This window comes from Pseudomonas donghuensis (assembly GCF_000696345.2).
GTDB classification, from domain to species: domain Bacteria; phylum Pseudomonadota; class Gammaproteobacteria; order Pseudomonadales; family Pseudomonadaceae; genus Aquipseudomonas; species Aquipseudomonas donghuensis.
The window spans coordinates 4,865,848-4,879,636 of record NZ_CP071706.1; the positions used below are offsets into that span (position 1 = coordinate 4,865,848).

The window sequence follows — 13,789 nt, forward strand, 5'->3', positions numbered from 1 at the left end:
ACAGCCGTGAACGAAGTTCGAGGTGTGGCGCAGCGGCTAGAACTCCAGGGTGCTGGACAGGCTGACCTGGCGCGCATCGCCCACCGAGACAAAGTAACGGTTCACCGCCGAGCTGTAATAGGTGCGGTCGAACAGGTTCTTGACGTTCAACTGCAAGCGCACCTTGTGCTCGTCCAGGCGGGTTTCGTAGCTGGCGAAGGCATCGGCGACGGTGTAGCCCGGCAGCTCGAAATCATTCTCGGCGTTGCCCGCCCGCTCACCGACATAGCGCGCACCGGCGCCCAGGCGCAGGCGATCGCCGCCGAACAGGCTGCCCGCGTCATACACCGCCGACAGCGAGCCGCTGTGACGCGCTACGTTCTGCAGGCGATTGCCTTCGAGCGTGGGGTCCTGGGTGACGTCGGCATCGGTGAAGGCATAGTTGCCGATCAGGCTCCAGCGCTCGCTCAACTGCCCGCTCAGGTCCAGCTCGACGCCCCGTGAGCGCACCTCGCCCGCATTGCTGTAGAGGGTGTCGCCGGTTGCCGAGTCGAAGTTGGCCACCAGCACGTTGCGCTTGCGGATGTCGAACAGCGCCAGGGTGCCGGTCAACGCCCCCGGCACGTCGAGCTTGGCACCCAGTTCCCAGGATTTGCCCTGTTCAGGTTCCACGCCCGAGTCCAGCACCAGGCCGCCGCTCAGTGGGGCGATGCTGGAATTGGGCTTGAACGATTCGGTGTAGCTGCCATAGAACGACAGCTGCTCGTCGACCTTGTACACCAGGCCCAGCCGCGGCACCCAGGCCTGGCCATTGCCGTTGGTGTTGGCCTTGAACGGCCGCCCGCGCCCGGCGAGCTGGTCGTACATCTGGTAGCGCGCGCCGGCGACCAGGATCCAGTGCTCATCGAGGTGGATCGAATCCTGGAAGAACAGCGAGTCGCTGCGCAGCTTGTCGGTCTGCGCGCTGTCGCTGTCACGCACGCTGGTGCCTTCGACTTCGCGGCCATACACCGGGTTCAGGTAACTGAAGGTGCTCAGGCTGCTCTGGCGGATCAGGTCGGCGCGGTAGACCTTGCGGTATTCGTTATCCAGGCCGAACAGCAGGTCGTGCTGCATCCCCGCCAGTTGCACCGTGCCCTCAAGGCTCAAGGTGGCGAAACGGTCGCTGCTGAGTGCGCCGTGGGTGCCGTCCATGCTGCGGGTCAGGGTGCCGCGCGCGGCGTTGACGCCGGTCACCCGCACCTGGCTGGCGTCGTAGGTTTCACGGTTGTAACTGAAGCCCAAGTGGGCTTTCCAGTCATCCGCAAGCTGATGATCGACCTCCAGCCGATAGAGGTCCGAGCGCCCTTGCATATCATTGAACGGCTCGTCCAGGCGCCGGGTGCTGGGGATATCCAGCGGGTGGTTGGTGCGCGGGTCGATGGCGGTGCCACGGTCGAACGGATAGAGAAACTCGCGGTGCTCGTAGGCCAGCAGCACCTGGGTGTCTTCGCCGTACCAGGCCAGCGATGGCGCCACCAGCGATTCGCGGTGGGTGCCGAAGTTGCGCCAGTAGTCTTCATCTTCATGGTCGAGCACCAGGCGGTAGGCGAAGTTGCTCTCGCCCAGCGCGCCGGTGCTGTCCAGGCCGCCGCCGCTGCCGTTCTTGCCGCTGCCATAAGTAGAGCCGCGCAGGTTCAGGGCGTTGTAGCGTTGCAGTTGCGGCCGCTTGCTGACCACGTTGATCACCCCGCCCGGGTCCTGGATACCGTACAACAATGAGGCCGGGCCCTTGAGCACTTCGACCCGCTCAGTGGTGGCATTGAGGCTGCGGCCCTGCACGATGGGCATGCCATCGCGCATGATCGAGCCGTCGCGGTTGTCGCCAAAGCCGCGCTTCATCACCGTGTCCTGGGTGCCGCCGAAGTTGTTGCCCTGGGTCACGCCGCTGACATTGGCCAGGGCATCGTCGAGGTTGCGCGGGGCCTGGTCCTTGAGCACCTGGGCCGGTACCACGTTAATGGCCTGGGGCGTCTGCATGATCGATGCCTGGCTGCGCATCACCGAGCTGCTTTGCGGCGGCTGATAGCTGTAGTCGGCATCGGCCTGCGAGTTCACCGTGGTCGCCTCGAGCTTGAGCGCAGTGCCGGCATCGAGCGGTTCGAGGGTCAGGGTGCGGACATCGACGCGGCGAACGGCGAAGCCGGAATTGCCCAGCAGTTGCTGCAAAGCCTGCTCGGCGCTGAGGCTGGCGTTGAGGGCCGGAGCATTGATCGATGGCAGGTCGGCGGTGTAGATCACACTTTGCCCGGTCAGCCGGCTGAAGTCATTGAGCGCCTGCACCAGCGGCTTGCTCGCTTGGGAAAAGCTGTAGACCTGCTGCGCGGCGGCGACACCCAAGGGCAATGCGCTACCCGCAGCCAGCGCCGCGACACTGAGCCAACGTGAAAAGCGACGCGCTGGCGAGGGTGTGAACTTCATGACCGATGACCTGTGAAGGAGTGATGTTTATGCGAATGAATCGCACTTTCACTCACTACACGGTTGTCGCACGAGGTTACCTCAGCACTTTCTAAAAATATTTTTCAGCGGATCAGCGTGACCCGCTCCAGCAGGGTATTGCGCTTGAAGCCGAGCACCGCACCGAGCGAATCCAGCGCCGCCAGTGGCTGGCTGGCCGGGAAGCTGGCGCTGACCTTGCGTTTGCCCAGCTCGCTGTCGAGCAGGATGATGCGCCCCGGGTAGTAGCGGGCCAAGTCGTCGATCACCGTGCTCAGCGGCACCTGGTAGTAATTGAGCCAGCCCTGGCGCCAGGCCAGGCGTGATTCGCTGTCCACCGCTTCGACGGCGCTGGCGGTGCCGTCGCGATAGGCGACCTGCTGGCCGCCGCTCAGCTGTTGCTGCAAACGCCCGGGGGCCGCCGTCACCGCGACCCGGCCATCGAGCACGGTGACCCGGGCCCCGCCGCTGTGCTTGCGGACCTCGAACCGGGTACCGAGCACCTGGGTCTGGCCGTTTGCCGCGTCGACCACGAACGGCTCACCGGTATGCGTGACATGAAAGAACGCCGCGCCCCGGCGGATCGTCACCTGTCGCACCCCGTGCGTGAAATCCACCGATACCGCACTGCCGGCATCCAGGGTCATGTGCGAATTGTCGGCCAGCACCACCTCCTCAACCTGCCCCGCGGTTGTAACGTAATCCGCCTGCAGGTCGTCCAGCCAGTACCCCGGATGCCAGCCTGCCGCCGTTCCCAGCGCCAGCACCAGGCAGGCGGCTGCAGCGCAGGTGGCAACACGGCGCCAGGTGCGCCCCGGCGCCGGTTGCTGCATGGCGCGCAGGTAACCTTGCAGGGCCTGGTCCTCTTCGGCGGCCAGCAGGCTGGCCGGTGCTTCGCTCAGGCGCCACAACGCCTGGGCCTGGGCATAGGCCCGGGCATGCGCCGGGTTGGCCAGCAGCCAGCGCTTGAACTCGGCACGCTCGGCCAGTTGCGGCTGTTCGTTGATCCGGCTCAGCCAGCCCAGTGCGGCCTGTTCGTGCTCGGCGGTGATCTCGGTCATGGTGCTTTCCCTGGCTTGCGCGGGCTGGCTGACGGCAGCGCAACACTTGCCTTGCACGCCTCCAGAGCGCGCATCATGTGTTTTTCCACGGCGCTCTGGGACAGGCCCATGGCCTTGGCGATCTCGGCGTACTTGCACCCGTGGATGCGGTTGAGCAGAAAGATCTGCCGGGTACGCTCGGGCAGCTCCCGCAGCGCCGCTTCAATGCGCTGCAAGTCGCTGTTTGCCTCCAGGGCCGCTTGCGGTTCACTGACATGATCGTCGGCGACTTCCAGCTGCAGGCTGTCGGTGACCCGCTCTCGCGCGCCTTCGCTGCGCAGGTGATCAATGGCGATGTTGCCGGCACAGCGCAGCAGATAGGTATCGAGTGCCTCGACCTTGACCTGCGGGCGCCGCCAGAAGCGCAAAAACAACTCCTGGATCAGGTCCGAAGCCGTGGCCCGGCAACCGATACGGCGGCTGACCAGGGCTTCCATCTGCGCCCGCTGGGCAAGGAACACCTGCACAAAGCGCGCGCGACCGCTCGCCCCGTCGGCGTCACATGCACCGTCGGCGGGCAGATCGAGCGGCTCGTTCACCACTTTACAGTGATGCCATCGCAGTCAACGGCGCCAGCACCACGCTGGCCGTTGCCAGGCTCAGCAACAGGCGCGGCTGGTAAGGCAAGAGGAACACCCAGAGGGTGACCCCGGCCATCAGCACCGCGAACAGCTCGACCAGGCCCATGGCCCAGCCGCTGTGGCGCACGGCCAGTAGCAGCGCCAGAGCCAGCAGTACCCAGCCGGCGATGCGCAGGGCCATGAGCCGCGCATGAGCGGGCTTGTGCCCGAGCAGGTCCTTGTAGTGCTTTTCCATGGCCAGGCACAGGGCGGCAAAGCCGGCAAAACCAAACAGGGCAATGGCCAGCATCAGTTCACCTCGCTTTCGATCAACGTGCCGGGTGCGCTCTTGGCCTCACGCGGCGCACGCTTGGCCGCCACTACCGGCGCCCGCCACATTTTGGCGGCGGCCCAGGCCAGGAACAGCCCGCTGGCCAATGCGCTCAGGTCGAAACCGGCCATGGCCCAATCGCCGACGGCGATCGAATGGTTCAAGCCCTGCCCCGTGGTCAGGCCGTTGAGCAGCGGCAAAGCCGCCCACAGCAAGGCCCCCAGGCCCAGTTGCTCGGCCCAGGCACGGCGCCCCGGGCGCAGCATGGCGTGCAGCAACGACAGCGCCCAGAGCAGGAAGAAACAGTTGATCTCCCAGTCGGCACGGCCCTCCAGGCCAATCGGCAACAGGCGGTTGGCCCAGAAGAACGCCGCCACGCCGATCAGCAGGCCGCTCATGCTGGCGATGTTCAGCACCTCGACCAGGCGCAACTCGAACGGCTGGGTGCCGCTCTTGGCATGCTTGAGCTGGCGCTTGCCCAGCCACATCACCAGGCCGGTGCCGATCACCGCCGTGCCGGCCAGGCCGAAGAAGAAGTACAACCAGCGTAACCATGGGCCGGCGAAAACCCCCATGTGCAACCCGTACATGCCGCCGGAAATCAGCATCGGCGTGGCATCGATCTGGCTGCCGCCCTGCAGGGTGCCGTTGACCCCATCGAACAGCCAGCCACCGCCACGCTGGTGAGCGATGCGGTCGCCGGCATGGCGCACGAAGCGTACCCGGGCGTTCTGGTCACCGGGGTTCTGCACCTCGACCCACGACAGGTTGGCCCCCGGCGCTTGCGCCTGAACCTTGGCGTACAACTGCGGCAACGGCAGCAGCGGCGCCGGTGTACCCGCCACTTTGACCTCGTCGGGCGCACCGAACAGGTCACTGAAAAAGCCACGGGTATTGTCGCCATAGCTGGCAATGATGCTGGCCGGCATGACCATAGCCATGAAGATCACCAGGCTGCTGTAGCTGATCATCAGGTGAAACGGCAGCACCAGCACGCCAATGGCATTATGCCCGTCGAGCCAGGAACGCTGGCCCTTGCCCGGACGGAAGGTGAAGAACTCCTTGAAGATCTTCTTGTGGGTAATGATTCCGGTCACCAGGCCCAGAAGCATGATGAACGCGGCAAAGGTCGACAGCCAGCGGCCCCAGGGGTGAGGCATCTGCAGCTGGAAGTGGAAGCGATAGAAGAACTCGCCGCCACGGGTCTCGCGCGCCTGCAGTTCGCTGCCGGTGGCAGGGTCGAGGGTTTTCGAGGTGAAATCGCGGCGCCCGCCTCCAGGCTTGGGCCAGCCCACGCTCAATGCCGGTTCGCGGGCGTTGGGCAACTGGATGAACCAGCTGCCGGCCGTCGGCGCATGCTCCTGCAGGTAGCGCTGGGCCAGGTCCAGGCTCGCCGCCGGGTCCAGCGCTCGGCTGGGCACTTCCGGCTGCGTCCAGTGACTGATCTCTTCCTTGAAATAGGACATTGTCCCGGTCAGGAAAATCGCAAACAGCAACCAGCCGAAGATCAGCCCGGTCCAGGTGTGCAGCCAGGCCATGGCCTGGCGAAAGCCCTCTTTCATGCGCTTTTCATCCAATAGGCCAGGCCGCTGATCATTGCCAGCACCAGGCTTGGCACCAGGACACCCAGCCAGGCCTGCCAGGCGCTACGACAGGCGAAGCACCAGAGGAAGGCCACCAGGTAGAACAGGAAGGACAGCATCATGCCGCTGATCACCGCCTCGGCACGCGGCACCGGCAGCAACAGGGTGATGCAGATGCTGGCCATGGCCGCCAGCAGATAGCCACCGAACACGGCAGCCAGGCTGCGGGAGGTCACGGCCAGGCGGTAACTGAGGGGCAGCCCGGCGGCTTTGCTTTTCATGGCATCCGTCCATTACGAGAAGCGCACAATAATAATGATTTATATTCTCATAATCAAAGCCGCCGGCCAGACGGATCAGAACGACAGATCGACGCCCACGGTGTAACGGCGGCCATCCAGTACGGTCTGGTAGTTTTCGTAATCCACTTCCTTGTTGAAGACGTTGTACACACCGGCCAGCAGCTTGACGTTCTTGGTCACCCGATAGGTGCCGCCGAGGTCGACGAAGGTGTACGACGGCGTGCCGTCGGACATGGTGGTACGGCCCAGGTAATCCGAGGTTTTGCCGCGATAGTTCAGGCGTGCCCAGGTCCCCAGCTGGTCTGTAGCCTGCCAGTCGAGGGTGGCGTTGAACATGTGCCGTGGCATCTGGTTCAAGGCCTTGCCCTTCTGCGGGCCGCTCTTCTGCTCGGACGCGGTGAAGGTGTAGTTGGTGGCCAGCGACACACTCTGGGTGATGTCCCAGTCCAGGGTCGCTTCAATACCGCGCATCTGCGCTTCATCGACGTTGACCCGGTCACTGATGAACTTGTACGAGGTGCCGCCGATCTGGCACTGGCCCGAGGCATTGCCGGTGCTGTCGGTGCAGCGGCGGGTCTCGGTGATCTTGTCCTTGAAGTCGGTGTTGAACAGGGTCAGGCCGGTGGAGAAACCTTCAAGGTTGTCCCAGATAAAGCCGATTTCCTGGCTCAGGCTCTTTTCCGGCTTGAGGCTGGAGTTGCCGACGATGATTGCCGGATCGCCACCGCCACCGGTGATCTGGCCCCAGTCATCCACGGCGGCGCGGATGTCCGGCGAGCGATAACCGCTGGATACGCCACCCTTGATGGTCCATTGCTCGGTCGGGTGATAGACCCCGTACAGGCGTGGCGACCAGTGGGTGCCGTAGTTTTCATCGCGGTCCATGCGCAGGCCGCCGGTCAGGGCGAAGGCTTCGGTCAGGCGCCATTCGTCTTCGGCAAACAGTGCCCACGACCAGCGGGTCAGTTGGTTGACGCTGGCCGCCGAGGCCAGTTGGTTGCCCTCGTCGCTGAGGTCTTCGTACTTGTACTGGCCGCCTAGGGTGGTGATGTGCGAATCGCTGAAGAAGGACACCTGCGAATTGAGCACGGTGTTTTCCAGTTCCATGCGCCGGCCGGGGTTCTCGATTTTCTCGCGCTGCAGGTAGCTTTCGCTGGTGAGGCTGTCCCAGCGCCCGGAGTGGGTGATGGAGAAGTTGGTGCGGTCGTAGTCGTTGCGGCTGGCGGATCGGCTCGCCGAACGGCCTTTGTGCGCGTTGCGCTCTTGCTCGGACTTGCCCGCTTCCAGGGTGATGTCGTTGTGTTCATCCGGGGTGAACGAGAGCTTGGCCGTGGCACTGTCGGTGCTCTGCTCGTTGAAGCCGTTGACGATATGGTCTTCGTCGCGGCGCGAACGCTGGCCGTACAGCTGCAGGCCGACCAGGTTGTCGACCAGCGGCCCGGAGATAAAGGCGTTGGTGCTGTTGTAGTTGCCCGAGTCGGAGCGGTCCTGGAAGGTCGCTTCAGTGCGGATGCCGCCATACCACTGCGGGGTGGCCTTGCGGGTGATGATGTTGATCACCCCACCCATGGCATCGGAGCCGTACAGCGACGACATCGGCCCGCGCACCACTTCGATACGCTCGATGGCTTCCAGCGGCGGCATCCAGCCCTGCTCGATACCGGCGCCATCGCTGTTCGGGCGGGTCGCGCGCGAGTCCTGGCGTTTGCCGTCGACCAGCATCAGGGTGTACTTGGAGGCCATGCCGCGAATGCTGATGTCGCTGGAGCTGGCGCCACCGGTGACCACCACGCCCGGCACATCGCGCAGGGCATCGGTGACGTCACGGTAGGACTTGTTCTCGATCTGCTCGCGGGTAATCACCGAAATCGATGCCGGCGCATCCTTGATCTGCTGAGAGAAACCCGACGCGGTCACCACCATGTTGTCCAGCTCCAGTGGCTGGGTCTGCTGGGCGCTGGCGTGGGCGCTGTACAGCGAGCAGAGGGTAAGCGCGAGGCAGGATTTGCTGAAAGTCGGGGACACGAGGACCTCTCCCTGAGAAATGTAAAGGTTGCGTAAATTCACCAAGGGAGCGAATGCTAGTTATTCTCAAATGAGAGTAAAGCGTATTTACGTTTTTTACATTTTCCCGATCCTCTGCTACGCCCGTCAGTCAGGCGCCGATTGCCGAGTAGTGGCACTCTTTACTACAATGCGAACAATTCTTATTCTGTTGCGCATCCCGGCGCCGGAGTGTTCACGGTGCCCAGCGCTCCCTCTTCCTCGCTCGAAGGCCTCTACCTCGACCATCACAACTGGCTGACCGGCTGGTTGCGCCGGCGTCTGGGCTGCCCCGACAGCGCTGCGGACCTGGCCCAGGACACCTTCATGCGCCTGCTCCAGGCCCGCGAAACGCCACTGCTCAACGAGCCGCGGGCGTTCCTCACCACCGTGGCCAAGCGCGTGCTGTGCAATCACTACCGCCGTCAGGACCTGGAGCGCGCCTACCTCCAGGCGCTGGCGCAGTTGCCCGAAGCACTGGCGCCGTCGGAAGAACACCGGGCAATCATTTTCGAGACCCTGCTGGAGCTCGACCGCCTGCTCGACGGCCTGCCATTGGCGGTCAAGCGCGCCTTCCTGATGGCCCAGGTCGATGGCTTGGGCTACAGCGAGATCGCTGCGCAACTGGGCATCTCCCTAGCCACGGTCAAGCGCTACCTGAGCAAGGCGGCCATGCGCTGTTACTTCGCCCTGTGAACGGCCATCAGGCGTTTTCCCCGCAGGTGGCCGAACAGGCCGTGCACTGGCTGATCGAGCTGCAGGGCGGTGCCCTCGATGCACGTCAGCAACAGGCCCTGCAGCAATGGTTGCAGGCCGACGACAACCACCAGCGCGCCTGGGAGCACATCCAGCGGGTCAACCAGCGCTTGCGCGGCCTGTCCTCGCCCCTGGCCCACGCCGCCTTGCAGGCGCCACGTTCGGCCAGCCGCCGACGGGCGCTGAAAACCCTGCTGATCCTCGGTGTCGGCAGCGCCAGTGGCCTGGCCTTGCACTCGCACAACCCGCTGCCGACACTGCTGGCCGATTACCGCAGCCCGGTCGGCGAACGCCGGCGCCTGGCCCTGGACGACGGCAGCCTGCTGCAGCTCAACACCCGCAGCGCCGCCGATGTGCGTTTCGACGCCAGCCAGCGCCTGGTACGCCTGTTGGACGGTGAGCTGCAACTGACGGTGGCCGGCGACAGCCGACCGTTGCAACTGCTCAGCGCGCACGGCCTGCTGCACCTGAGCAGCGGCCGCTACAACCTGCGACAGTTTGCCGGGTACAGCCAGCTGGCGGTGTTTGCAGGCAGCGCCAGCCTGGCCGGGCAGGTATTGCCCGGCGGCCAGCAAGCGCGCTTCAACGGCCCGCAATGGCAGGCCACTCAGGCGCTGGACAACAATGCCGGGGCCTGGGTCGACGGTATGCTGGTGGCTGCGCACATGCCCCTGGGGGCGTTTCTCGACGAGCTGGGCCGCTACCGGCGCGGTCAGCTCAATTGCGCGCCAGAGGTCGCCAACCTGCTGATCTCCGGCAGTTATCCACTGGCCGACAGCGAACGCATTCTCGACATGCTGGAAGTGGCATTACCGGTGCGCGTCAGACGCTTTACCCGCTACTGGGTGACGGTCGAAGCGCGGGCCTGAAACATTTTTTCAACGGACCTGAGCCGTTTTCAATTCTCGCGTGACAGAGAAGGCAGACCCCTTTGCTTCGACCTTCTCAAGGACCTCCTGCATGCCTCTTCGACCGAGCCCACTTGCCCAGGCCCTGCGCACCCTGCTGCTGGGTGCCAGCCTGAGTTTCACCGCCGTTGCCGCCCAGGCAGCAGAGGCCCCGGCGCGCACCTACCAGATCGCCCCCACCAGCCTGGAAAACGCCCTGAACCAGTTTGGCCGCGAAAGCGGTGTACTGATCTCGTTCGGCTCGCACCTTACCAGCGGCGTGCAGAGCCCCGGCCTGCAGGGCCAGTACAGCCCGCAGCAAGGCCTCGATGCGCTGCTGCAAGGCAGCGGCCTGCAAGCGCGTGCCGAGGGTGACAACGCCTTCAGCCTGCAACCGCTCGCGGCAACCCATGCGCCGGTCGAGCTCGGCGCCTCCACCGTAGTCGGCGACTGGCTGGGCGCGGCGCAGCAGGACAACGTCTTCGAACATGCCGGCGCCCGCGACGTGATCCGCCGCGAGGACTTCGAACGCAGCGGCGCCACCACCGCGCGCGAAGTGCTCAACCGTATCCCCGGCGTCAACGCCCCGGAAAACAACGGCACCGGCAGCCACGACATGGCGCTGAACTTCGGCATTCGCGGGCTCAACCCACGCCTGGCCTCGCGCTCGACGGTGCTGATGGACGGCATCCCGGTGCCTTTCGCCCCCTACGGCCAGCCACAGCTGTCGTTCGCCCCGATCAGCATGGGCAACATGGACGCGGTGGACGTGGTGCGCGGCGGCGGCGCGGTACGCTATGGCCCGCAGAACGTCGGCGGCATCGTCAACTTCGTGACCCGGGCGATCCCCGACGAGCCGACGGTGAAAGCCGGCTTCCAGACCCAGACCAGCCCGTCCTCCAGCCATGACGGTTTCAAGACCAGCGCCAACCTGCTCGCTGGCGGCACCAACGCCAACGGCCTGGGCGGCGCCCTGCTCTACTCCGGCAGCCGCGGCGGCGACTGGCGCGAGCACAGCGACACACAGATCGACGACCTGATCCTCAAGGGCAAATACCAGCTCGATGAGGCCAACAGCCTGCACGCCATGGCCCAGTACTACGAAGGCGAAGCGCAGATGCCCGGCGGCCTGAGCGCTGCCGACTACGATGCCGACCCGTACCAGTCGACCCGCCTGAAGGACAAGTTCTGGGGCCGCCGGACAATGTTCAACTTCGGCTACGGCTACAAGGAAGACGCCCGTCAGTTCAGCGTCAACAGCTTCTTCACCAAGACCTTGCGCAGCGGTTACCTGGACCAGGGCAGCTTCGTCTCGCTGTCGCCGCGCGAGTACTGGGTACGCGGCATCGAAACGCGCTTCTCCCAGGGCTTTGCCCTCGGCGAGAGCTGGCACGAAGTCGGCGTTGGCTACCGCTACATCAACGAAGCCGGCCATGAACTGCGCTACCGCGAACCGATCGCCGCCAACCAACTGCCGACCACCGCCAGCCGCAACGACCGCGACACCCGTGGCAGCACCGAAGCCCACGCGATTTTCCTCGACGACCGCATCGACATCGGCCAGTGGACCATCACCCCGGGCATCCGCTACGAAATGATCGACTCCGAGCAGTCCAACAAGCTCAACGGCCAGCGCTACCAGGGCGACTACAACACCGCCCTGCCGGCGCTCAACGTCATGTACCACCTGACGGACAGCTGGAACCTGTACGCCAACACCGAAGGCTCGTTCGGCAGCGTGCAGTACAGCCAGATGCCCAACCGGGTCAGCAGTGGCGAAGTCAAACCGGAAAAAGCCCGCACCTGGGAACTGGGTACCCGCTACGACAACGGCAACCTGCAGGCTGAAATCGGCGCATTCCTGATCAATTTCGACAACCAGTACGAAAGCAACCAGACCAACGATTCGGTGATCGCCCGCGGCGAAACCCGCCACCAGGGCATCGAGACCAGCGTCAAGTACGCCCTCGAAGGCCTGAACCCGGCACTGGCGGGTTTCGACGTGTACGCAACCTATGCCTTTGTCGACGCGAAAATCCGTGAAGACGGGCCGAACAAGGGCAATCGTGTGCCCTTCTCATCCCGCCACAAAGGCACCCTGGGCATCGGCTACAGCGAGGGCCAGTGGACGCTCAACCTCGACAACACCTACCAGAGCGACCAGTTTGCCGACAACGCCAACACCGCGGCCGAAAGCGCCGACGGCAGCACCGGGCGTATCCCCGGCTACATGCTGTTCAGCAGCCGCGCAGCCTATGACTTCGGCCCGCAACTGGCGAACCTCAACGTCGCCGTGGGGGTGAAGAACATCTTCAATCACCAGTACTACACCCGCTCGTTCGACGACAACAACAAGGGCAAGTACGTGGGTGAACCTCGTACGATATACCTGCAGACCTCCGTCGCATTCTGATCCAGCGCATGCAAAAGCCCGGCCGCCGCCGGGCTTTTTGCTACAAGATATTTTTATTTCAAAAGGGCTTGAATTGTTCGGCCAAGTGCCTGACCTTGTAGTCAAGAGGCGATGGTTCTCACAGGCCGCAAAGGCCCCATCGATTCTCTTGCGAGCTAGCTGAATAAGGGATTGAACTATGCAAATCCAAGTCAATAGCGACAACCATATTCAAGGCAACATCCGGCTGGAAGAGTGGGTCCGCAGCACGGTAGAAAGCACGCTCGAACGATTTGACGAAGACCTCACCCGCGTTGAGGTCCACCTGCGCGACGAGAATGGCGACAAGCCAGGTCCGCATGACAAACGCTGCCAGATGGAGGCACGCCCAAAAGGCCATCAACCGATTTCCGTAAGCCACAAAGCCGCATCCCTCGACCAGGCTGTCGACGGAGCCGCGATCAAGCTCAACCACGCCCTGGAGCACTTCTACGGCAAGCTGCGCAGCAAACGCGCGGTCACCCAGCAAAGCGACAGCGGTGCCCAGAATGACGGGCTGTTGCAGGAAGAGTTTCTGGAGAACGAGCAAGCTCGCAGCAACGGATAATCAGCAACGCAGACGGTAAAAAGGCGAGCCCACGGGGCTCGCTTTTTTTTTGCCTGGATTGCGAGCGCTACGCGCTCCCACCTAGATCCCTGTGGGAGCTGGCTTGCCTGCGATCGAGCGCGAAGCGGTCGTAATCCAGACACCGCCTGATGTGCTGGTTGTACTGGCCTCATCGCGGGTCAAGTCGAGTCGTCGCACCGCCGCTCCCACAGACCGTTGCTCCTTCAGGGGCCAGTGCCCTGCTACTTCGCTTCCTCGATCTCCTTGCCACTGGCATCGATAGCCTTGGTCGATGGATAGCGGTACGAGGCGTAGCGCACCACCAGGATCGAGAACGCCAGCAGCAGGATGCCGCCGCACACGTACAGCAGGCCGGCGTCCGGCGCTTTGTGGTGCGACACGTCGCCAATCAGCAGGCGGGTCAGCGCAGTGATCGCCACATACAGCAGGAAGCGGATCGGCATGTGGTTGGTCTTGAAGTAGATCCCCACCATGGCGCCGAGCTCGAGGTAGATGAACAGCAGCAGGATGTCGTCGACGCTGACGCCCTTGCCGAGCATCTCGATGAAGGTGGCCACGGCCGCGTAGGCGGTGATGCCACCGATGCCGAACAGGGCCAGGTAGTGGAACGCCTCGACGCACAGGTTGCCCAGCGAGTCGGCCGAGCCATGCAGGCGCTTGCGCAGTTTGTCAGCCCAATTGATGCTCACGATACGGTTTCCTTGATACGGCTGGAAGGATGATGCGCCAGGCGCATGACGCTTGGTCTGC

At 64.1% G+C, this 13,789-nt stretch carries 12 protein-coding genes; 4 read left to right on the forward strand and 8 right to left on the reverse strand.

Features of this window, described 5'->3' with window-relative positions:
- Positions 1-36 precede the first annotated feature (36 nt).
- The 7 genes from BV82_RS22570 to BV82_RS22600 form a co-directional block, all read right to left on the reverse strand.
- The gene (locus BV82_RS22570) at positions 37-2,439 is read right to left on the reverse strand and encodes a TonB-dependent siderophore receptor (protein WP_036996848.1); all 2,403 of its coding nucleotides are present in this window, start codon (positions 2,437-2,439) and stop codon (positions 37-39) included.
- A 104-nt stretch (positions 2,440-2,543) separates the two neighbouring features.
- Positions 2,544-3,518, reverse strand: coding sequence for a FecR family protein (locus BV82_RS22575; protein ID WP_036996849.1), 975 nt, complete (start codon positions 3,516-3,518; stop codon positions 2,544-2,546).
- Positions 3,515-4,099, reverse strand: a complete 585-nt coding sequence (locus BV82_RS22580) for an RNA polymerase sigma factor (RefSeq protein WP_010220669.1) — start codon at positions 4,097-4,099, stop codon at positions 3,515-3,517. Before BV82_RS22580 ends, BV82_RS22575 begins: the two co-directional genes overlap by 4 nt.
- 1 nt (position 4,100) lies before the next feature.
- Positions 4,101-4,427, reverse strand: coding sequence for a DUF3325 domain-containing protein (locus BV82_RS22585; protein WP_036996851.1), 327 nt, complete (start codon positions 4,425-4,427; stop codon positions 4,101-4,103).
- The gene (locus tag BV82_RS22590) at positions 4,427-6,010 is read right to left on the reverse strand and encodes a PepSY-associated TM helix domain-containing protein (RefSeq protein ID WP_036996852.1); all 1,584 of its coding nucleotides are present in this window, start codon (positions 6,008-6,010) and stop codon (positions 4,427-4,429) included. Before BV82_RS22590 ends, BV82_RS22585 begins: the two co-directional genes overlap by 1 nt.
- Entirely contained in the window at positions 6,007-6,312 is a 306-nt protein-coding gene (locus BV82_RS22595) for a DUF3649 domain-containing protein (protein WP_036996854.1), read from the reverse strand. The genes BV82_RS22590 and BV82_RS22595 overlap by 4 nt, the downstream gene beginning before the upstream one ends.
- A gap of 75 nt (positions 6,313-6,387) precedes the next feature.
- Positions 6,388-8,358, reverse strand: coding sequence for a ligand-gated channel protein (locus BV82_RS22600; RefSeq protein WP_036996856.1), 1,971 nt, complete (start codon positions 8,356-8,358; stop codon positions 6,388-6,390).
- A 219-nt stretch (positions 8,359-8,577) separates the two neighbouring features.
- On the opposite strand from BV82_RS22600, the gene BV82_RS22605 reads away from it, so the two are divergent.
- The 4 genes from BV82_RS22605 (at position 8,578) to BV82_RS22620 (ending at position 13,018) form a co-directional block, all read left to right on the forward strand.
- Positions 8,578-9,072, forward strand: a complete 495-nt coding sequence (locus BV82_RS22605; protein WP_010220662.1) for a sigma-70 family RNA polymerase sigma factor — start codon at positions 8,578-8,580, stop codon at positions 9,070-9,072.
- Complete coding sequence (locus BV82_RS22610) at positions 9,069-10,001, forward strand: DUF4880 domain-containing protein (RefSeq protein ID WP_036996857.1); 933 nt, start codon at positions 9,069-9,071, stop codon at positions 9,999-10,001. Before BV82_RS22605 ends, BV82_RS22610 begins: the two co-directional genes overlap by 4 nt.
- A gap of 91 nt (positions 10,002-10,092) precedes the next feature.
- Positions 10,093-12,432, forward strand: a complete 2,340-nt coding sequence (fecA, locus tag BV82_RS22615; RefSeq protein WP_036996859.1) for a TonB-dependent Fe(3+) dicitrate receptor FecA — start codon at positions 10,093-10,095, stop codon at positions 12,430-12,432.
- 178 nt (positions 12,433-12,610) lie between these two features.
- Complete coding sequence (locus BV82_RS22620) at positions 12,611-13,018, forward strand: HPF/RaiA family ribosome-associated protein (RefSeq protein WP_036996861.1); 408 nt, start codon at positions 12,611-12,613, stop codon at positions 13,016-13,018.
- A gap of 242 nt (positions 13,019-13,260) precedes the next feature.
- Here BV82_RS22620 and BV82_RS22625 read toward each other — a convergent pair whose 3' ends face one another.
- Positions 13,261-13,728 (reverse strand): phosphate-starvation-inducible protein PsiE, encoded by a 468-nt coding sequence (locus BV82_RS22625; RefSeq protein ID WP_010220656.1) that lies wholly within the window; start codon positions 13,726-13,728, stop codon positions 13,261-13,263.
- Positions 13,729-13,789: the final 61 nt, after the last annotated feature.